This window comes from Stieleria sp. JC731 (assembly GCF_020966635.1).
Lineage (GTDB): Bacteria > Planctomycetota > Planctomycetia > Pirellulales > Pirellulaceae > Stieleria.
Genome location: NZ_JAJKFQ010000011.1, coordinates 892,632 through 912,556, shown reverse-complemented (window position 1 = coordinate 912,556; position 19,925 = coordinate 892,632). Strand labels below are relative to the sequence as shown.

Sequence of the window (19,925 nt, the reverse complement as noted above, 5' to 3'; positions counted from 1 at the left end):
GTTGCAAATGCTGTGCGGTACAGAACCTTCAACCCAGTTCCCTGTCGAGGTATTCCTCAGCTTCTCTCTGTCGCCGTAGCCACTCCCGTTTTATCGTAGACGGTGGCGTTATGACCTCGACTTCTCCAGTCAGCCGATCAAAGAAACGCTGCAACGCTTCAAGGCTCGTACATCTGGTCCCACCAACTTGAATTGTCTCAAGTCGAACTCTCATGCCATCGTTGGCGATCTTGCCTGCTTGTGCCCATCGGAACAGGGTGGACAAGTGAAGTTTCTTGCCGTTCCGTATTTTCGGCAATCGCTTCGCAGCTTCGGCAAAGGACACAACTTCCTCATTGAATACATCGATAGCCATGTCGGTCTCCATTTTTGGTGTCAGAAAGAATCATCACAATGCTGCTACTATCGAGACTCGGTAGTCGCTGCAATGAAGCGTGTAACTGCCTGTTTGCTGGTTACGATTCGAGATCCGATTTTCACAGTCTCCAATTTCACGCCACCGACACCACGGAGCGACCAACGCCACACGGTACTGACATGCGGACGTTTTTGGCCTCTGACTTCGGGCAAGAAATTGCGTGCTTCCGTTAACGAGATTACGTCCTCGGTAAGTAGGTTCAAATCTGCCATAATTGATCTCCTCTATTGAGATGAAAGAATGATGCGATCTCGATCCGCACCGTGAGCAGCGTGAGCATGAAACAGGACTGTCCCTTCTGCAAACCGATTGATGTCTGGCTAGAAACCGACAATGCGATGGTGTTGTGGGACGGCTATCCAGTGTCGGAAGGGCACTCACTCGTTGTCCCAAGACAGCACGTCGCAAGCGTCTATGATCTGCCAAGCAATACTCTGGCCGAGTTATGGCAGTTGGTTGCAGAAACTAGGAAGCAACTTGAAGAGACGTTTCATCCCGATGGTTTCAACATCGGCCTAAACGATGGAGAGGCGGCGGGGCAAACGGTGATGCACGCTCACATTCATGTCATTCCAAGATGGAAAGATGACGTGTCAGACCCACGAGGCGGTGTTCGCTGGATCATCCCAGAAAAAGCTCGCTATTGGGGTGACGAATGACGGTGGTGACACCAACACCCGAAGAGCAGGTACGTTTCCTTCGCAACATCCAGCGACTACTTGTTGAGGGCCAATTCACGGCCTCCTACAAGTTTGCCTTGCTTCATGCGATTGCCGACTTGTGTGTACTGAAGGGTGATGATTCCGGGGGCGCACTGGATCTGGATGTTCGTGATATTGCCGAGAAGTTCATTGAACTGTACTGGCAGCAATGCCGACCGTTTCAACTTGGCAATCAATCGACGGGACTCATTCTTCAACAGAACACAGGACGACAGGCGGCAGTTATCTCTAAAATTATCAAAGCTCAAGATGACTTCGGTGGCTCACTTGCGAGGCTGAAGCTGACGGCACCTGATCTTTGGCGATCACTTTCCGGAACCGTCAAACGGGTCGTGAATGAGATGCCACTATGGAAATTGCAGACGGTCGGCAGCGAGCGACTTGATTTCCTGTACGACAACTTGGATGCGACGACGAAGACGATCACGCTGAAGCCCGGTGTGGCCTTTTGCTTCCGTGCCTTCTACGGCCTGATGAGAGATTTGATTCAGGGTGCGTGGGTTCGGTTCGTCCAGAAGCTCAACGCCAACGACCTTGGCAACCTGACCGATCTCGGGACGTTCCTGTTCGATCAGGAGCGATCTTCGCTCGAAGCCTACAAGAACATCCTGATTGATGTTCAGGAACGGCAGTGCTTTTACTGCCACAAGGATTTGCAGCGAAGCATGGACGTGGACCACGTCATCCCTTGGTCACGCTATCCGGCCGATCTGGGCACAACTTCGTGTTGGCTCATCCTCGCTGCAACAATGCGAAATCCGACTACCTCGCCGCAGAACAACATTTGCAGTCGTGGGCTGATCGGAATCGAACTCATTCAGAGGAAATGGCAGAACGGCTTTCTGACGCTGGATTGCCATCGGACTCATCGGCATCGCTGCGAATCACCGAATGGGCCTACGAGCAAGTTGAGGAGTCCAATGGTCAGGTCTGGGTGAACGACTCTGTGTTTCTGCATTTGGGACCGGCTTGGAGAGAACTATTGGTGGCATGACCGTTCGTCACACCGGCCAATCATCGTCCAAATATTGCTTCACGAGGGCCGCATGTGACAATGGCGTTCTTAGATTGTCCAAGTCGCCGTTGGTCGTGTAGTCCAGAAGGACAACAGTGTTCTGTGAAGCGATACCCCGAAGTTGCTGAAGTTCATCTTGGACACAGTGCGCCAACATCCATTTGTAAACGGGCAAGTAGATCAATTCACGGGCTTCACGATACGGCAGCAGTTCCTTGCCGTGGATTCCCTTCCTGTGACCACGGACGCTTCCAAAGCGACGAATCGTCCGCTTGAGTCCCTTCATGTTCGTCACATGAAGTTTCGAATCATCGACATCCTCAGTTTCGAAGACTTTGAGTGCTTGCCAGATTCCTTCAACACAAGTGGCGACGACACCATCTGAAAACGGAACCGGGATGTTTCCATGAGGCCAGAATGGAGAGAAGTGGACCCAAGGCTCATCAGCCATCGAGGTGACATCCATGATCTCGATATCTTCACTATGCTTCTTGCGAAGGTTGTTAGGTTTCGATCTCTTGTGGGCGATCAAGATGGTCATTTACCTGATTCGCCGTTCGGGGGTTCCGCCGTATGTGCATCAAGACATTCGGTGGCTTGTTCATAACCGCCACAATCAAGCACGAAGTACATGGCCGCTTCTTCATCGGTCATGGTAAATGTACCGGGCTTTTCACCTTTTGGGCCTTCCGTGAAAAGGGCATCAACCCTCGTATTCAGTTGCGACATCTCCATGCCCGATAAGGCCAATTGATCAAGAACAGATCTGGCTTTCCCAATTGATCCGCACACGCCAACAAAGTTCTGTGCAAGATGTCTCCACTCAGGCTCTTCGTTGATGCTACTTGGCTCGTTCAGCTTACGGGACAAGTCAATTGCTGCTTCTTGTGAGGTTGATGACAGAGGTTCGTCAGAAACCGATTGAGACAGGCCGTCTGGGACTGGCTTCACCGCATTCGGGTTATGAATAATTCTGCTCACGCAAGCGCTGCCCAATCGAATCTGCCAAACGGCAGACAATATGCTGAATGCCTCCACAAACTGCTCCCGATCATCGTCCGAAGCAAGACGTTCCGCAGGTACGAATGGCGACTTAGGAGCACGCATTGGCACCGGATCTCCGCTATGACGAACTCTGCGACTGTCGGTCCAGTAAGGAACTGCGGCCATTGCAGTTCCTAGAAGAGCATTTTTAAGGTCTACATCATGGATTGGTGATGGAACGCCAAAAGCAACGATGTTGATTACACCGCTTTCACACTGGCTCAACTTGCGCTCAACCGCCGTGCGAATCTTGCTGCTGACAGGAATATCATCTGGTGCGTCGGGAAGATCCGCCGACGTGACGACACCCGGAGGACTCGGATAATCCTCTAATACATAGTCAGGCGTGAGATTCCGAACGATGCACGAATGAGTAATTTCATGGATTGGCCCCAAGTCGGGGAAACCTGAATGTTCACCGAAATATATGCTCTCTATTGGTGAAGTCTTTGACACGCTTCGATAAGAGTTCCTATCCCACTCGAAGTCCACGCCATCGATTTGCGCATTGTCCCCATCGGTTTCTTTGTGATGTTCGTACAATAGTTCAATAATTGCTTTCGCTCTCTCTGCCTGTTCCTGCGTGGACGCTGCCAACCCCAGCGTCACGACAAAGTCTATATCGACGTTTGCATCTTTGATAATCTTATCGACTTCGAGACTGATAGATGGCGGCATTTCTTCGTGTAGCACGGTCACTTCAATGCGCACCGGCTGGCCCTTGAACTCTCCGAAGATGTCCGAATTCTTCCAGTCAGCTTCAGCTTTCGTCATGTCACGAATTGGGCACTCAAGTTCAATCGAACCTTTGTCCAACACTTCGCAGACCCTTGCTGTTACAGCAACTTCATAACGAACGTCCTCAAGTTGATCTCTGGCACTTTTACGATTCTTGTCAGCGTCGCCTGACTTCATTGCTGACTCGACGAGTAGCTGTTTCTTGAAGGCACTGCGTGCCATGTCCATACCAAGCTCCGATACCACTGTACTCAGGTTCTTTTCAAACTCCCTCGCTTCTCCGATCCACCAATCTGTGAAGACTGCGCCATAAAGAAAGCTCATCAATTCGTTCAGGCTATACAAACCATCGTCTATGGCTTGCCGTAAGTCGTTCTGCTCTAACTCTTTCGCTGCTTCGATGTCGCCGTCAAAACTCGATCCCTGAAGGAGTTCGCAAAGGGTTGGGAAGTTTGACTTAAAAGGATTCATTGGAGCTTCAATTCAATCGGTCGATGATCACTGGTCGAATCATCATCGGAAAAATCACCATCACGAACAATCACACGACAGACAGGATTCCGGTCCTTCGCAGGACCAGGCACGAATGCGAAGTCCAACATGGAGTCAGGATAGTTGTCCTTGCCATCTCCATCTCTGTCAGCCCAGTTTGTATCGATGAACTCAACCGGCTTCGCCCAAGAGAAGATGTTGTCTCTGAAGATCTCTAGGAATGCACTGTTTCCACGCTCGGTTGCAAAATCATAATCCATGTTGAAATCGCCGATATTGATCACGCCGACGTTTTGATCCCGACCCCACTCTCTCAGACCAATCGCTTGCTGCTTCCTGAGCTCTGCATTGCCACGGGCAAGGTGGTTCGTCATGACGATGAACTGGATGCCAGTAACTCTGTCTTGCAGTCGAACGTACAACGGAGATCGATGAGTGCCGTTGTTGAGGATAAAGTCTCGGTGTTCCATCAGCTCCTTTGTTTCGAGCAGTTCAAACCGCTCTGAATCAAAACTGATCTGAAGCCGGTCGCTTCGTCCAGTTCGGCCATTGATCGATTGGAATTGACGGCCAAGGGCGGCAGTGTAGCGATCAAAGTTCTCTGCACGCACTTCTTGAAGGCAGAATATGTCGTAGCCGTTGAATGCGTTCAGTTGCTCAGCGATCACGCTGGGGTCGTTGCCGTCTGATTCGACATTCCAAGCGAGAATGGAAATTGTTTTGCTGTCGGTAATCGGATCGACCGAGGTTGGTTGCTCGACATCAGGGACCGACGTAGCCGTTGCCTCGCAACCGACAAGTACGAGGAGAGCAAGACTCCATCCAACTAATTTCCACATGAACCTATTGCGTTAAAATCATGTCCTGACGGAACCTCCAACCTCGAAGGCAGGGACATGCTTGATCTTCAAACACTATGACAACGATGCTCAGACGGCGAGATCTTTGAGTTCTTGTGCTTCCGTGTGGAAGGCCAAAGCTCGCCGCCTCATCACCGAGGGGAACGTCGCCAAGTTTGGTCAAAACGAACACATGAGAAGCTACCTGCTTAAAACTGGTGACGCTTTTGGGAAGCACACGAATTCAGTTCGGGCCGCTGGATTTCCATTCTCTAATCTTCGTCAATCGCAAGCAGCGAGTAAGTTTCAGTCCAGTCATTGGCACTTAGAATAACTCGTGGAGCTAGATTCACATGGTGTGGCTGAAGAGTCTCGCCCGCAACCCACTCTTTGATCATGCAATAATCACGCAGGTTCCGGCAGAAGAATGGTGGCAAACCAGTGACGTTCAAACCATTGCGTTTCTTTTCAAAGGCAAGCTTTGAACTCAGCTTAGTCCTATCCTCATGAGGCAAATCTCGCCTAGCGTAGTGCTTCAACCCATCAGAAAACATGCCGTGCTTTTCTTTTGCGTTCGACAGCAAATAGAGGCAAAAAAGCCAAAGTAACGCATAGCTGTTATCTTCCGTGTCTTGGATTTTTTGAACACCAATTTCTCCCAGATCTTTATGCAGTGACCAATCAGAAGCTATGCACCCCAACGTGGCGAAGAGCGGATACCACGGAACATCCGAATCTTCGCACTGTTTGGACACAAACGAACTATTGTCATCGCCTCCTGACCAGACCTTCGCAAATGATGTACTAAGTTGACCTCGGTATGATGCGATATGTCTATGCCATTTCGCCAAATCTGCAATGCCGATCATCCCTTGAATGAAGTCGCCAACCTCTGACGTCATCACCTCGTTGAATTTGCTTAACTCATCTGCTTTGTGAGTGCCTGAACTGCTAAGACTTTCGACTATCGACTCTGCAACGAGATACTCTTGCAAGGAGCGGTGCGGAAAGAAGAAAGTGCCTTCCCGTTTTCTTTCAAGAATACATGCGGTCAGGAGGTCTCGGCGGACAGACTCCACATCGTCGCCAGATTTCAAATAGGTATCTAGGATCTCTTGGGGCACTTCACCAGACTGAAATCCCATCTCACGCTTCTGAGTCCAAAGCCAGAATGCAAGTTCCGCCATGAACTTGCGGCGTTCCGCAAGCGAGTAGTATCTCCTAGCTTCTTTGTCTTGCTCACGTTCGAGAATCATGTCAATGAAAATGGAATAAAGGAGGCACACGGTAAGTGAATCAGTGGCACCTTTCCACTCTGGCAGAACCTCTGCGAGCATTTGTAATTGGACAGGTCGCTTCGCTATGTCAAGTAGTCGCTTATCCGTTAGTGTTCCCACTTTGTCGCTGGCCCTAGTGAATTTCCATTGGTCGCTCTTCGAATCGAATGTTGACTTCTTGTATTCGAAAAAACGATGTAGAAAGGCTCGTATCTGATCTGGGGAAAACGGGAGCAACTCAACAATTTTGTATGACGGCCATTCGGGGTCTCGTACATTCTGACCTTTTACTGTCCTGATACCTTTCAACGCATGACTGAACTCCGCTTCATCAAGAAAAGCAGTCGGCCTGCCAAGGAGCAAGACCTTGCTATCGCCGTCCACGAGTCGGTTTAGCTGCTTAAAGTTGTAGCAAAACGAGTCCCATGAAAGCGTGTGTTTCATCTCGTCGAAGCCATCAAGGATTACCACAAATCGCCCCATGCGGTTCAGTTCCATGAATCGGTGAAACGAGTAATTGGGCACAGCGGCGTGTGCAGTAAACGCCTTCCCAAGCAACCCCTCTAGCGATTGTTCATTCGATATGTCTCCAAGCCGCAACAAGATCGGCGTTCGAAAGTTGCTGTCCGCTACTGCACGCTCACTTAAGATGAAAGCAATCCTCTTTGCAAAGGTTGTCTTACCCATCCCATACGATGCGATAATTGCAATGGGTGATTGGTCCTCAAACTTCAGAGAGTTACCGCCAATCCAGTCAAGTATTTCCGCCTCAAGCGTTCCGGGCGGGCCGATCTCGTTAGCGTAGTACAGAAAGTTCTGATATGTCCAACGATATTCAGGTCGGTCAACTTTGTGAAACATATGGGTGAAGTATGAGGATAGCCCTCGCTCAGAAAACGCTGCTTTAGCTCCTTGCAAATATGCTCGAAAATCCACGATTTGGTTTTGAAGGGCAGAGGCGGTGACATGGCGTAGTGTTCGTGATGACCCAACCATGGCCTCGGCGTTGGGCGAAAGCCCAATACGTGTTACGATCAACACTTCCCGAATTTGGTCCGTGTCGAGCAATGGCTGGTAGTCGGCGACGATCTGAATCACGTCGGCCTTGGAAAGGTTGGCCGAATAGTCTTTGCATTCAACAGCAAACGTGAGTGTGTCACCAATGCGTTGTTCTTTGCACAGTAAATCAACTTTCTTGTGCCCGACCTGAACTTCGGATTGCACGGAGATCCCTGCTAGATCGAGTAGTCCGTGAACCCATCTCTCGAACGCTTTGGATGTCTCAGAGTGGTCGGCCATGCTTTGTTTGCTCCAATGATAAATACGTCACAAGCGACATTCGCAAACTAGACCTTACGTTGTGAGTTCGTTTGGAACAGAGTGCCGGTCAACTCGCCTTCAAAGTAGCCTTCATTCAGGAATGTAAGCAAACTCTTGATTTGCTTTTTATCGGTCGGAAAAACTATTGCGTCTTTGTCGTCCACTTTCTTGGTGTTCACTTCCAGCCCATACTTTTTCGCTCTTCCTGAGATTTTTCTTGGTGTCACTGTGTCGAGAACGCCTGATTGCAAAATTGCAGTGAATCTTCGTCTCATCCATGAATTGACGTGGCCCCGAACAGCGTCGGCGTCTTCGACAAGTAAGCGGTCATGCTCCAACACTTGGTCAATTTGCTCGTTTGTTGCTTCGTTGTAAAACTTGCTGATGTCAACAATGCTGTTCATGGTTCGGTAATTGCGGAACAGGAGCTTTCCGTCCACGACTGCGCCCGCCAGCTTAGTGTCGAGCGTGATCCCCGCCTTCTTGTTTTCTTTGAGCGTGTTGCCGTCGCCAAGCAACGTGAACCCCTTCTTCAGTAAACGGCCTTTATTGAAGCTTTGAAAGTAGATCGTCGGCATATTGGCCTTGCGGTCATAGTCGCCAGCGAAGATCGCTTTGATATGCTCGTCCGTCTTGAGGTTGAAGTCGTCGGGACTCTGAGGCTGTTTAACCGCATCGATCATCGATGCGTCGATGTCGAATTTGGAAAGCTCATAAACTTCTGTCTCGTCAATGTTGTAGCTTCCGTCAAAGGCAACCCGTGTTCTGTTTTCGAGAAGCTGGTCGTACTGCTCCGAGAACATCTCTATGAGAGTATTCTGCGTAGTGTTGTCTACACGCATACGTTTCACGGTATGACCGACGACGACAAAGAAGTGCATTGCCATTATTCGTGCCCAAGCTCGAAGAAAATGTAATCGGAAAGTTGAACGACGGTACTTTCACCGGACTGCTTTCGGATAATTCGATTCGTCACCAGCAGGTACGTCATGTCGTCGTCGCAAACAACCTCGTAGAAGTGGAAACCTACGAATCCAAGAAGCGGATTGAAGTGGAATGCGTTGCTGTGATAGATGGCGAGAAAGATCATCCCAAAGATGAATACCGTCGTTAGCGTGTTATCACGGAAGTCAACAACATCCGTTGCCAACAAGGGCAGCAGGTAAGCAATTAAGTAGGCAAGCACTTCTTTGTCCGTGCTTTTGATCTTCTTGACATGAAGCGACTGTCGCTCAAGATTGTTTTTTGCGTAATGGATCACGAGAAAGCAGATTACGGGCAACGCCACGGTGACCAGCAGCAGCGGCCATGTTGAATCGACCGGTTTTCCGCTTGCGATCTCTCGAACAGCGAAAGCTGCCAGTACGGGAGCGAGCGAGCTTGCGACGAGCAGTAGTTTTGCAATCTTGCTTAGCATGTTTGGATTCTTAATTGTGACATGTTCACCCTCGTCCGTAGTTTGATCGTCGGCACATGATTTTTAGGAAGTCCTCTGGGTCAGACTGCTCGTCGAGCAACCGCTCGATGTCGTTGCCACCGATCCAGACCGTATCAGGTAAGTCACGGTTGCCCCAAGACCTGCCAAGGGCCGTTGTCGCCACTGACGTAAAGCCACTTCGGCTAACGAAGAAAGAGAGTTTTGAACGACAGGTGGCGCACTTCCCAAGAAAGGTATTGACGTCCGACACAGGGCTTCGGTCAATCTGATTCTTGCATTCCACAAAGACATCGGACTGCCAACGAATCCAAAATGCGTCTAACTGCTTGTGCTCGCACAATAAATCGACTTCACCAGCGTCAGTTGCGAGCCGTTTCTCGACGACTTGGAACACCAATCCGAAAAAGGTCTCAGAGAAGTCCTCAAGCGCAAGTCCCTTTTCGTGTTTCGATTCGGCAGTGTCACATTTTTTCCACAGTTCCTTGAGCCGATTCCAAGGCACCCCGTCACCGAAACTGGATCCTGTGATCATTGGCGGTATCGTTCCCGCCAGCCCCATTCTCTCTGCGATCTCCTGCAAGAGTCGATGCTTTGTTTCGCCATTTTGAGATTTGGTAGCGACGGAGATTGCCTCAGTAAACTTCCCGTCGTTGACAAACTCAGTCACCAATTCGTCGGCGTTAGGTGTAACAGCAGCCAGCGTCTCAACCAAATGAAACTCCGATGCAATGCCAGCCGCTTGATGAATCGGGCGGTCCGTCAGCGCTATAGCGGCGAGATACTCTTGGATGCTCGCATGAACGAACTGTACCGAATCAGTGCTGCTATGCGTGACTACACCAGAGCGTTCCGCAAGTTCTAGGAATGGTCGAAGGTCTTCATAGCTTCCTGATGCAATAACGCTCTTGCTCCAATCCTGAAGACGACAACTGTTTTGCTCATTCGTCGTCATCCACAGGGCAAGGTCAGACAGCAACACACGAACTTCCCGCTGCGACGAGGCGAACTCAACGCCCCGCTGCTTGTCCCATTGTCGCAACAAAATATCGACGCTGGTGGCACAGATGTCAGCCCATGTCGTTGGCAGGTGACCTTGCTGATCGAAGATGTGCCCGATCATGTTGAGAAGGATCGGATTGCTCGCAAAAGCTCTTAAATCGGCGTGGCTAGAAATTGCTATCCAAGCTCTTCCCGCAATCTCTTGAGGGAACCGCTGTACAAGGTATGAACGGATTGCTTCATCATCGAAGTGCATTAGGTTGGCGACTGCGACCTCGCTAGGTAACAGATTTGCCGCCGATGGACGAGTCGCATATATCCATCTAATCTCGGGCCACTCAAGTCGCCAAGTTTGAAGCAGATTCCTCAACTCCTCGGAACGTCCGGGGGCAGCCTCGTCCAACCCATCCAAAAACAGTGTTGCATTTGATTCGTGAAGAAGCTTGTCAATTTCTACTTGGTCAAGCTGACGGCCAGCGGTCTCCCACAGAAATCGCCGTAGGCTGCGTGGTTCTCTGCTGAGTAATTCAGTAAGCCGACGCCCTTGGATGTAGAAAGGAACCCGTCTGAGAGTCGGAAGTTCCCTAATCAGTCTGCCAGCGTAAGACTGAAGCAACACAGACTTTCCAATACCGGCATCCCCCACGATACAGCGGTCTTCATGTTCGCTCAGAAACGATTCAGCGGTTTCGTGTGATCCTGCGGCGTCGAGAGTGCGGGATGACAGCGGAGATGGCTCGTCACTCGGTACTGAGGCTACTCTCAGAGCATCGGCAAGTCGTGAGTCCAAAGTACGTACATATTGTTCGACACCATCACTCACGCTGGATGTTCCTCATTTCGACAGCGACAGGTCGTTGCGGCTCAATCCGCTAATTGACCAAAAAGTATCACCAGCATACGATCTAGGGTGTGACCCATCAATCGGGGGCGTGTGCAAGCCAAGTCCGGCAGGAGCGGAAGATGCAGTTTGGTTTTCGTGTAAAGCAGCTTCGTGAGAAGCGAGAGTGGACGCAAAAGGAACTAGCAGATCGACTCGATGTGAGTGTGTCCTACATCTCGAAGGTCGAGAACGAACGACTGCACTTTGGCGATTACCCAAGTGCAAAATTCATTCGAAAGCTTGCGGATGAACTGGAGGCTGACGAGGACGAATTGCTTCTGCTGGCAGATAAAGTTCCAGAAGGTCTCAGAAAAAGGATCAGGGAAAACCCAGAAGCTTTTCGACAATTTGCCTCCTTGGATGACCGAGCCATGAGCAAGCTCTTGACAAAGGCGGGTGCCCGATGAACGCCATTCAGTGTAATCAAAAACTCAATCTAGCCTCATTCTGACGGAGTAGTTCAATGGCACGGAAGGCGATTCCCGATAAAGAATGGAAAATTGTGCTTGCTCGCTCTGGTGGCGTTTGTGCAATGCCGGGATGCGACAAACAGCTAGTGGAACCGGGCAATGAAGCAGACGAAGCCGCCTTCATCGGCGAGCGGGCACACATCGTCGGCCAGAGCCGTCAAGGACCGAGAGGCGATGTCGAGATGTCCGAGGAGGACCGAGACAAGCATGGCAATATCCTCCTGCTGTGCCAGAACTGTCACGACAAAGTTGACAAACAGCCGAGGACATACAGTGTCCCAGTCCTGCAACGCATTAAGCAGGAACACGAAGCAAAAGTCGCTGGACTAACTCCCATTTCGCCACACACGGAAGCACCCGTGATGGTTGACGAAACTATCTATAGCTCGTTGCTTCCGGTCACACACTTACCAATGGCTGTGTTTGCCGCTCCATGCGATTTTGGAGATCGTCAGGACAAGAAGGTAAAGTCCCTGATCGACTATCCGAAGGAGTCCGAGGAGATAATTCGGTTCCTAATCCGAGAACGCACGCTGTTTTCGTTCACAGATCTCCGAGATCCCAAAGGCCCTTTTTCCTGCGTGGTGGAACCGGAACAAACAAAGAAGTTTCAATCGAAGAGGTTCTGGTCTACCGCTGAAGGGAACAGACGATTCATCACGCTATTGAACCGTGCTCTGTATAAGTACACGGCAAGGCTCGGCCTACAATATGACCCGACTCACAAACGCTTCTTTTTCCCGGTTTTGAAAGCAGGCGTGGAACGCTCTGTCGACTATCGACCATTGAACAAGTCAACTGAAAATCGAGGAGTTGCTTGGGAGGAGAAGTACCGAAAGACGGGCGAAGGAAAAGGTTTTTGGTGGCATCTCGCAGCAGGACTACGTTTTCATCGAATGGCAAATGACCAATGGTGTCTTAGCATTCGGCCAGAACGCCACCTGACGATTGATGGAACCATTCCGCTCCCAGCGGAGAAGATTGGCCGGAAGGTGACTCGCCTTAAGGCGAATATGTTTAATGACAAATACCTGAGCGAAGTAAATTTTTGGCGAGACTTTCTATCAAACGGATCGCCTCGTTTTGCGTTGGACTTTGGAAGTCAGGCAGCCGTGATCTCGACAGAGTTCATTTCGTTTGATGTTACTTGGCCGGGTATTCCCGGTGACACGAAGGAATTCAAGAACGTGAGCTACGAGGAGGATCTATTCACACTTACGCACCTGAGCAAATTCGACTCTGGCGAAGATGATTTCGACTGGGACGATGACGAATTCGACGGAGGAGGGTTCGATGACATCGACGACTCAGCGACCAACTAAGCTTCTCCCACTAACACTTTCGCACCCTAAAACCGAAACTGAGTGGATTGCAGAACCGGGACTTCGTTTTGGCGACGGCCAGATAGAGTACGATCCCAAAGTGGGAATACCGCTGTTTGGCCCTCGATCTCTCGGAACATCACGGCATAAGTCGGAGATTCACGTCGGTTTCATCGGTACAAGTGAAACGGTTGCAAAGGCTCAGAGGTTCTACGAGACATGCTGCAAAGGAATCGATGGTAACGAAGACTATCATCCATTTCCGGGTTGCACCTCGGAAATGGGATTCCGATGCAACCTTGACCTCGATGCGTCTGAGGTCATCCGTCAGCACGAATACGATCAAATATTGTCACCACGCCTGAAACGAGAGAAGTTTGACACGTTGCTCAGTGTCCTCAAGCAAAAACTCTACCTTGCATCGGAGAGAGATCGTCCAACCGACTATGTTGTGATTGCACTTCCAGATGAGCTTTTTAGGAAATGCAGAAGCGTGGAGTTTTCTGAGAAGGGTGTGGGAAAGATCTACCGAAATCTTCGGCGTTCGATCAAAGCAGTTGCAATGTCGTTTGGCGTACCGACACAAATCATCCTCGAAAAGACAATCGACACTTTTGGCACGGACGAAACAACCGTCCATCCGGCGCAGATAGCGTGGAATTTGTTTACCGGGATGTATTTCAAGGTGGAAGGCTTGCCATGGGGGCCGAGCGAACTGACACCGGGCACTTGTTACATTGGAATCAGCTTCTTTCGACCATTAGGTGATTCCTCGTCTTTGCGAACAAGCGTCGTGCAGGCATTCGATGAGAACGGCCAAGGACTTGTATTGCGAGGTCACAAGTTCAAGTGGGACGAGAAGAAATACGGCAAGTCTCCTCACCTACCAGAAGATCAAGCTAAGGACTTGATCGAAATGGTTTTGGATCAATACAAGCTTGAGAATGAACAGCGTCTTCCGCAACGAGTTGTCATTCACAAAACATCTCGATTCGAGCCGGAAGAACAACGAGGATTCCAAGACGCACTCAAGCAAGTCAGTCGGTTTGATCTTGTTTCATTGTGCCCTACAAGTGAATCGAGGCTGCTGCGGACAGGCCAATATCCTCCCATGCGTGGCACCGTGTTTCACGTCGGCGACCTGTCGTATTGCTACACAAGCGGGTACATGAAGGGAAAGGGTTATCCTCATGGCCACGTCCCATCCCCAATTCAAATTGCAGACCATGTTGGAGATACGGCGAGAACAGAACTGCTTCGGGAAGTCTTGGCCTTGACGAAGATGAACTGGAACTCAGCCAACATGTTTGGGCTGATGCCAATCACTTTGCGTTTTTCCCGCTTGGTTGGAGATATCCTGCGTGAGATTCCAGAGAACGAAACACCGAAGGCGAAGTACAAGTTCTACATGTAGCAATGAAGCTCCTCTTTCTCCACGGTTGGCACAGCGTTGTCGGCGGGGTCAAGCCAACCTACCTGAAGAACGCTGGACACGAAGTTATCAACCCAGCGCTCGATGACGACGATTTTGATCTCGCCGTTCGCACGGCCCAAACAGAATACGATGAGCATCAGCCCGATGTGATTGTCGGCTCTTCCCGTGGCGGTGCAGTCGCAGTCAATATGAACAGCGTCGAGACACCATTGGTCTTGCTGTGCCCTGCGTGGAAGAATTGGGGCAAAGCAACGACAGTGAAAAAGAACACGATCATTCTCCATTCACGCCAAGATGATGTGATCCCGTTCGCTGATTCGGAAGAACTTGTCGCCAACAGCGGACTCCCACCGGAGACGATCATTGAAGTCGGAAACGATCACCGCCTCGCCGATCCAAAGCCACTTCAGTCAATGTTGGAAGCATGTTCCAAAATCGGAGCGAACAATGGCAGATGAAGCAATGAATCCCGAACTCGACCGCTACATCTTGGAAACGGGAGAAAGTGACAAGATTGATGCCAAGGGACCAATGGGCTGGGACGGCGGGGTTGAATCAGCAGGACTCGCTAAAGACATCGCTGCATTTGCGAATTCTAAAGATGGGGGCGTAATTGTCATCGGGAAGTCTGAGAGTGACGATGGTTCGTTCGCTCTCGATGGGGTGTCGGATCAACAGTCAGCATCCTTCGAGACAACCAAAGTCGCAACATGGGTCAACAACCGATTCTCGCCGCCCATCGGGCTCGTCTGCCACACGCATCGTCATACGAATAAGAAGTTTGTCATCATCACAATTGATGAGTTTTCAGATGTTCCACACCTTTGCACAAAGACTTTCCAAGACCCAGCTAATGCCAAGAAGCTGCTGCTGCGGGAGAAGACCATCTATGTTCGCACCGCCAACGCAGAATCGGCTCCATTGGGAACAATTGAAGAGCTTCGAACTGTAATTGGATTGGCAACAGCAAAACGTGGCCAGGAGATGCTGGCTATGTTCAATTCGATGCTCTCTGGCAACCCGTTGATAGCGAGCAAGTCATCTGATGAGCAGTTCGAAGAAGAGCTTTCAACCGTCACAGCGGATCTCGGTGAAGCGTACATTAAAGCCACGGAGAAAGGCGTTTGGGTGCTGAGCATTCGGCCAAGCAATTTCAATCAGCAGTTGTTTGACGACGACGCACAAGAACTCGAAGAGAGAATTCGAAGGAACCAAGTCCGCTTGCGGTCAGACTTCCCGCCGAGCCGAACCGGCACACACATGAGAGACTGGGGCCTATGTAACGACACCTACCGGGAAACGTGGGGGTTAACAACCTCTGGTCAATTCATACTACTTCGACCGTACTACGAGAACGAACGAGAATTTGAATGTCCTTGGCGAGACCTGTCTGGGCAGCGAAGTGAACCAATCTTGCCCCCCGGAAAGTGGCTCGATGTAAAACCCTCGCTGCTCACCATTGCCGAGTTCTTCGCATTCGCAGAGCGATTCGTCGGTGAGTACGGTGTTGGCGAGCGAGTTTCAGTCCAAGTACGGGCAACATCAATTAACGGGCGACATTTGGTAACAACGGACGGCAATATCAACCGTGACATGACCCCAGAATGCCGAGCAAACCAGTTCACTTTTACGAAGCTGTTGAGCGTCGAAGAATTTCGAGCAACGTGGGAAGAATTGGCAGCCCAAGCAATGAAAAGATTCAGCGACATCTTCCCTGATACGATGACAACGCTGGATACAATGGAGGACTGGGTAGACCGGTTCAAGCACCGGCAATACTGAGATGGAGTAGTTACTTAAGTCGAAGCAGAAGAAGAACGAATCCGTGATACGTTCACCAGCGTTATAACACCCGCTTGTCAGTCGTTAACTCACTCACAGGAGAACGACGATGGCGAGCAAAAGCGAACAACTTCGAACTGAGACCACAAATCAGATCATTCAAGCTCTTGAGTCAGGGGCATTGCCACCTTGGCGAAAACCGTGGCGGACAACCAACGCTGGTCCACATCGCAACTTGGTTTCAGGCAAGCCGTATAGCGGCGTGAATCCCCTGATCTTGGAACTGGCATCACAACGCCACGGATTCACTTCTTCAGTTTGGGCCACATTTCGGCAATGGAAGGAAACCGATGGGCATGTCAAACGTCGGCCTGACAATGTAAAGCCGGGCAAGTGGGGCACGACGATTTGCTACGCCGCCACCGTCACAAAAAAGAAACGTGCCGCTGATGGGAGCGAAGAGGAAGACAAGTTTTGGATACTCAAATCTTTTTGCGTCTTCAATCTCGACCAAGTGGATGGTCCCTTCGATCATCTCCGACCGTCAGAACCAGAACCGACGAAGTTGTTTGAAAACTTCGAGGCCGGTGATGAACTGATCGCCGCAACCGGTGCCGACATTCGTTGTGGGAATCAGGCGTATTACAATCCCGCTGGCGATTTCATCGTCTTGCCTTCGAAAGAGTCGTTTCACTCCAGTCCTGATTATTACGAAACGGCCTTCCACGAGATGGCCAATTGGTCTGAGCCAGAACATCGACTGAACTAGAATCGAAAGGGCGAAGGGTACGCCATGGGCGAACTCATCGCTGAGATCTCGGCCTGCTATCTTGCTGCCGAGTTAGGCATCCCCAACAGCGAGCGAATCGATCAGTCAGGGGCGTACTTGAAGAGTTGGCTCAAAAACCTAAAAGACGATAATCGTGCGATTTTCAGGGCATGTTCGCAGGCCAGTAAAGTCAACGACTACTTATTGTCGTTTGTTCGTACCCCTGAGCCGGTAGAGGCAACGGCGTAGGCACGAGGCCGTTACAAAAATTGCAATGGGCAGTTGGGTCACGACGATCCAATTGCCCACTTCTTTGTATTTAACACCCGCTTGTTGGTTGTTGTGTGGTTGAACATTGAGGCCCTTTGCTTCAACACGAACATCCAATCTCAATGCGAAGACGAAACCTAAGAGGCATGAACATGAATGGACAACCTGCCAACGAAGTCAACGATGTTGCACCGTCGTCCCTGTCGCACTTGATCGGGCAGCGAAGTGTTATCGATCAAGTTTCTGTCGCTCTCGACGCTTGCCAGATTGACAATCGCCGTTTCGATCATGCAATGCTCGTAGGCAGTCCGGGCCTTGGGAAATCCCAGTTGGCTTCCGTAATTGCAAAGGAGATGGCAACCGGTTTCCATGAAGTCTTGGGGCAAACGATCAGCCACGCATCAGATTTGAACGCTTTGTTTCTCAGCGCTCAGGACAAAGACGTTATCCATATCGATGAGGGGCATCTTACTCCAATTTCTATCCAAACAGCTTTGTATCTGGCTTTGGACAAGCGTTGCATTGTTCTCAATTCGAAAAACGGCAAAGCACCACAGACAATCCCACTCGCTGACTTCACGTTGTTGTTGAGCACAACTGATGAATACGGATTGCTTCAACCACTTCGTGATCGCTGTCGTTTGGTTCTGCGGTTCGAGTTCTATTCCAACGAAGAATTGACGACCGTTCTACTTCAACGAACTCGATTCCTTGGCTGGGAGATCCACGAGGAATTATTGCCAAAGATCGCCAGTCGATCACGGGGAACGCCACGTCTGGCACTCAGACTTCTCCAGAGTTGCCGTCGTGTCGCTCGCAGTCAGGGCGAAACCACAATCACCGCTCATCACTTGAAACGATCCTGCCAACTGGAACAACTGCACGGTGACTTGGGGCTTGGACCGACCGAGCAGAAGTACATCCAAATACTGGGCGACGGGAATGCCCGCTTGAACGTGATCTCATCGATGTTGGGGCTACCAGCACGAACTGTTTCGCAAGTTGTTGAACCGTTTTTGCTGCGGACTTCTTTGCTTTCGAAAGATGATCAGAGTAAGCGTCAGTTGACGGCCAAAGGCAGGGAATACTTGACGAGTTGTCGATCAATTCAGGACTAATTGGCGTCAGATTCCCGTCAGATAACACCCGCTTATCATTCATCTCAAATGAGGACCAACAGATATGAATCAGCCACAAAAAGTTGCCGTCAGCATTTCTGAGATGGCACGGATGGTCGGCCTCAGCCGCCAGCGTTTTCATCAGTTGAAGGGAATTACATTTCCAGAGCCCCGGCGTGATCCAGAAACAAATCGTCCGTTTTACGATGAGGAACTCCAACAGGTTTGCCTTGATGTACGTCGTCGAAACTGTGGCATCGATGGGCAGCCGGTGTTGTTCTATTCGCCAAGACACCCGCTTGGTCAACAATCAAAGCCAGTCAGGAAACCGAAAGCCAAGCCCAAACAGTCGAGTCAGTATTCCGACTTGATGGCAGGTCTTGATGCTCTCGGATTGTCGGCCACTGCTGCCCAAGTTGAGGCTGCCGTCAAACAAGTCTTTCCTGATGGAATCCAAAACTTGAATTCGGGGGAAGTCATCCGTGCCGTGTTCCTGCAACTCAAGCGTCAAGAACTGGGCTGATAACCCGGTTCGATAAGGCAGAATCTCCTCCCAATTTCCCCCCCTCGGAGTCACATTCATGTCACATTCCAGTCCACAAGCCCGCAACAATTGGGGCGATAATGTTTTCAAAGGTATCCCGGTCGGCAGCGAAGTGATCCCTCTTGCTAATCAGTTTCACCAGTCCACGGATTACGCTTCTGATTCGCTTCGGGCGTTCGGCAATGACCTGCGAAAATTTGCTAAGTGGTTCACTGACTCCAATCGTGAACCGCTGAACTTCGAACGAGTGACAGCCAGAGACATCGCCGATTGTCGGGAACACCTGCGACGGGATCTCGGACAGGCGACGGCCACGGTTAATCGGTGTCTGGTCACGCTTCGCCGGTTCTTCGGATGGCTGGCTGAAAATGGCCATCTCTCAAATAATCCAGCCAAGAAGGTGAAGCAGCTTCGAAAGCAGGAGTTGGCACCAAAGGGATTGGAAAGAAGTCGGGTGAGAAAGTTACTGCGGGAAGTTGAACTGCGGCAGGACATCCGAGCCCAAGCCATTTTTAATATGCTCTTGTTTACAGGCTGCCGTGTCAGTGATCTAGCCGGACTTGAACTGACTGATTTGATGATCGGCGTTCGAAGCGGCACGGCAGTGTTTCGGCAAGGGAAAGGGAACAAGCAGAGATCCGTTCCATTGCCACTGCCAGCACGGCAAGCGATCCACGCCTATCTCGACACTCGGCCACCTGTTGATTCTGATCGTGTATTTGTCGGTGAACGTGGACCGTTGACTTCTCGTGGCGTTCGCAATTTGTGCGACAAGTACTCAGCATTTTGCGGGTTCAAGATTCATCCGCACTTATTGAGGCACACGATGGCCCACCAGTTCTTGGCAGATAATAACAATGATCTGGTTAGTCTGGCGCAGATATTGGGACACGAGAGCTTGAACACCACTTCAAAATACACATTAGGATCCCAGAAGCAACTTGGCGAAGCGTCAGACAACTTGAGCTACTAGCCAATGTTGCCGTTGGCGACATAGATGGGGGAAGCTCACTGTGAGATAACACATGGA

19 protein-coding genes and 2 pseudogenes are annotated in these 19,925 nt (G+C 50.4%); 11 read left to right on the top strand and 10 right to left on the bottom strand.

Annotated features, from left to right (window positions below; translation table 11 throughout):
- Positions 1 to 28 precede the first annotated feature (28 nt).
- Together LOC67_RS27785 and LOC67_RS20255 are read right to left on the bottom strand one after the other, a co-directional pair.
- Positions 29 to 355, bottom strand: coding sequence for a DUF1580 domain-containing protein (locus LOC67_RS27785; RefSeq protein ID WP_410001163.1), 327 nt, complete (start codon positions 353 to 355; stop codon positions 29 to 31).
- Positions 356 to 402: 47 nt separating this feature from the next.
- Positions 403 to 630 carry a DUF1580 domain-containing protein gene (locus tag LOC67_RS20255; protein ID WP_230264608.1) on the bottom strand — a complete coding sequence of 76 codons (228 nt, stop codon included), beginning with the start codon at positions 628 to 630 and terminating at the stop codon, positions 403 to 405.
- Positions 631 to 696: 66 nt separating this feature from the next.
- Between LOC67_RS20255 and LOC67_RS20250 the strand changes: the two genes are divergently transcribed.
- Together LOC67_RS20250 and LOC67_RS20245 are read left to right on the top strand one after the other, a co-directional pair.
- On the top strand, positions 697 to 1,077 hold the full coding sequence (locus tag LOC67_RS20250; RefSeq protein WP_230264606.1) for an HIT family protein: 381 nt from the start codon (positions 697 to 699) through the stop codon (positions 1,075 to 1,077).
- A 5-nt stretch (positions 1,078 to 1,082) separates the two neighbouring features.
- Complete coding sequence (locus LOC67_RS20245; RefSeq protein ID WP_230264604.1) at positions 1,083 to 2,078, top strand: HNH endonuclease; 996 nt, start codon at positions 1,083 to 1,085, stop codon at positions 2,076 to 2,078.
- A gap of 63 nt (positions 2,079 to 2,141) precedes the next feature.
- Here LOC67_RS20245 and LOC67_RS20240 read toward each other — a convergent pair whose 3' ends face one another.
- The 8 genes and pseudogenes from LOC67_RS20240 to LOC67_RS27780 all read right to left on the bottom strand — a co-directional run.
- Positions 2,142 to 2,696 carry a DUF6939 family protein gene (locus LOC67_RS20240; RefSeq protein WP_230264602.1) on the bottom strand — a complete coding sequence of 185 codons (555 nt, stop codon included), beginning with the start codon at positions 2,694 to 2,696 and terminating at the stop codon, positions 2,142 to 2,144.
- Entirely contained in the window at positions 2,693 to 4,408 is a 1,716-nt protein-coding gene (locus LOC67_RS20235) for a hypothetical protein (RefSeq protein ID WP_230264600.1), read from the bottom strand. Before LOC67_RS20235 ends, LOC67_RS20240 begins: the two co-directional genes overlap by 4 nt.
- A complete protein-coding gene (locus tag LOC67_RS20230) occupies positions 4,405 to 5,268 on the bottom strand; it encodes an endonuclease/exonuclease/phosphatase family protein (protein WP_230264599.1) in 864 nt (287 codons plus the stop codon). Before LOC67_RS20230 ends, LOC67_RS20235 begins: the two co-directional genes overlap by 4 nt.
- Positions 5,269 to 5,540: 272 nt before the next feature.
- Positions 5,541 to 7,844 (bottom strand): NACHT domain-containing protein, encoded by a 2,304-nt coding sequence (locus LOC67_RS20225; RefSeq protein ID WP_230264598.1) that lies wholly within the window; start codon positions 7,842 to 7,844, stop codon positions 5,541 to 5,543.
- A gap of 47 nt (positions 7,845 to 7,891) precedes the next feature.
- A complete protein-coding gene (locus LOC67_RS20220; RefSeq protein ID WP_230264597.1) occupies positions 7,892 to 8,746 on the bottom strand; it encodes a Kiwa anti-phage protein KwaB-like domain-containing protein in 855 nt (284 codons plus the stop codon).
- Between the two features lie 5 nt (positions 8,747 to 8,751).
- Positions 8,752 to 9,282: a hypothetical protein gene (locus tag LOC67_RS20215; RefSeq protein ID WP_230264596.1), complete on the bottom strand. Its 531-nt coding sequence runs from the start codon at positions 9,280 to 9,282 to the stop codon at positions 8,752 to 8,754.
- Positions 9,283 to 9,307: 25 nt separating this feature from the next.
- Positions 9,308 to 10,423, bottom strand: a complete 1,116-nt coding sequence (locus LOC67_RS20210; RefSeq protein ID WP_230264595.1) for an NACHT domain-containing protein — start codon at positions 10,421 to 10,423, stop codon at positions 9,308 to 9,310.
- A gap of 93 nt (positions 10,424 to 10,516) precedes the next feature.
- Positions 10,517 to 10,948, bottom strand: a pseudogene (locus tag LOC67_RS27780) (NACHT domain-containing protein); the annotation flags it as partial.
- Positions 10,949 to 11,214: 266 nt separating this feature from the next.
- Here LOC67_RS27780 and LOC67_RS20205 point away from each other — a divergent pair.
- From LOC67_RS20205 to LOC67_RS20165, 9 genes and pseudogenes are all read left to right on the top strand, one after another.
- The gene (locus tag LOC67_RS20205) at positions 11,215 to 11,592 is read left to right on the top strand and encodes a helix-turn-helix domain-containing protein (protein ID WP_230264594.1); all 378 of its coding nucleotides are present in this window, start codon (positions 11,215 to 11,217) and stop codon (positions 11,590 to 11,592) included.
- Positions 11,593 to 11,648: 56 nt separating this feature from the next.
- Positions 11,649 to 12,977, top strand: a complete 1,329-nt coding sequence (locus LOC67_RS20200) for a hypothetical protein (RefSeq protein ID WP_230264593.1) — start codon at positions 11,649 to 11,651, stop codon at positions 12,975 to 12,977.
- Positions 12,922 to 14,391: an argonaute/piwi family protein gene (locus LOC67_RS20195; RefSeq protein WP_230264592.1), complete on the top strand. Its 1,470-nt coding sequence runs from the start codon at positions 12,922 to 12,924 to the stop codon at positions 14,389 to 14,391. Before LOC67_RS20200 ends, LOC67_RS20195 begins: the two co-directional genes overlap by 56 nt.
- Before the next feature lie 2 nt (positions 14,392 to 14,393).
- Entirely contained in the window at positions 14,394 to 14,870 is a 477-nt protein-coding gene (locus LOC67_RS20190) for a hypothetical protein (protein WP_230264591.1), read from the top strand.
- Positions 14,860 to 16,194, top strand: coding sequence for a helix-turn-helix domain-containing protein (locus LOC67_RS20185; protein WP_230264589.1), 1,335 nt, complete (start codon positions 14,860 to 14,862; stop codon positions 16,192 to 16,194). The genes LOC67_RS20190 and LOC67_RS20185 overlap by 11 nt, the downstream gene beginning before the upstream one ends.
- A gap of 109 nt (positions 16,195 to 16,303) precedes the next feature.
- Positions 16,304 to 17,212: pseudogene (locus LOC67_RS20180) on the top strand (ArdC family protein).
- Between the two features lie 173 nt (positions 17,213 to 17,385).
- The gene (locus LOC67_RS20175) at positions 17,386 to 18,351 is read left to right on the top strand and encodes a Holliday junction DNA helicase RuvB C-terminal domain-containing protein (RefSeq protein ID WP_230264587.1); all 966 of its coding nucleotides are present in this window, start codon (positions 17,386 to 17,388) and stop codon (positions 18,349 to 18,351) included.
- A gap of 64 nt (positions 18,352 to 18,415) precedes the next feature.
- Complete coding sequence (locus LOC67_RS20170; protein ID WP_230264585.1) at positions 18,416 to 18,874, top strand: hypothetical protein; 459 nt, start codon at positions 18,416 to 18,418, stop codon at positions 18,872 to 18,874.
- A 58-nt stretch (positions 18,875 to 18,932) separates the two neighbouring features.
- A complete protein-coding gene (locus LOC67_RS20165; RefSeq protein ID WP_230264583.1) occupies positions 18,933 to 19,868 on the top strand; it encodes a tyrosine-type recombinase/integrase in 936 nt (311 codons plus the stop codon).
- The last annotated feature ends 57 nt before the right edge of the window (positions 19,869 to 19,925 follow it).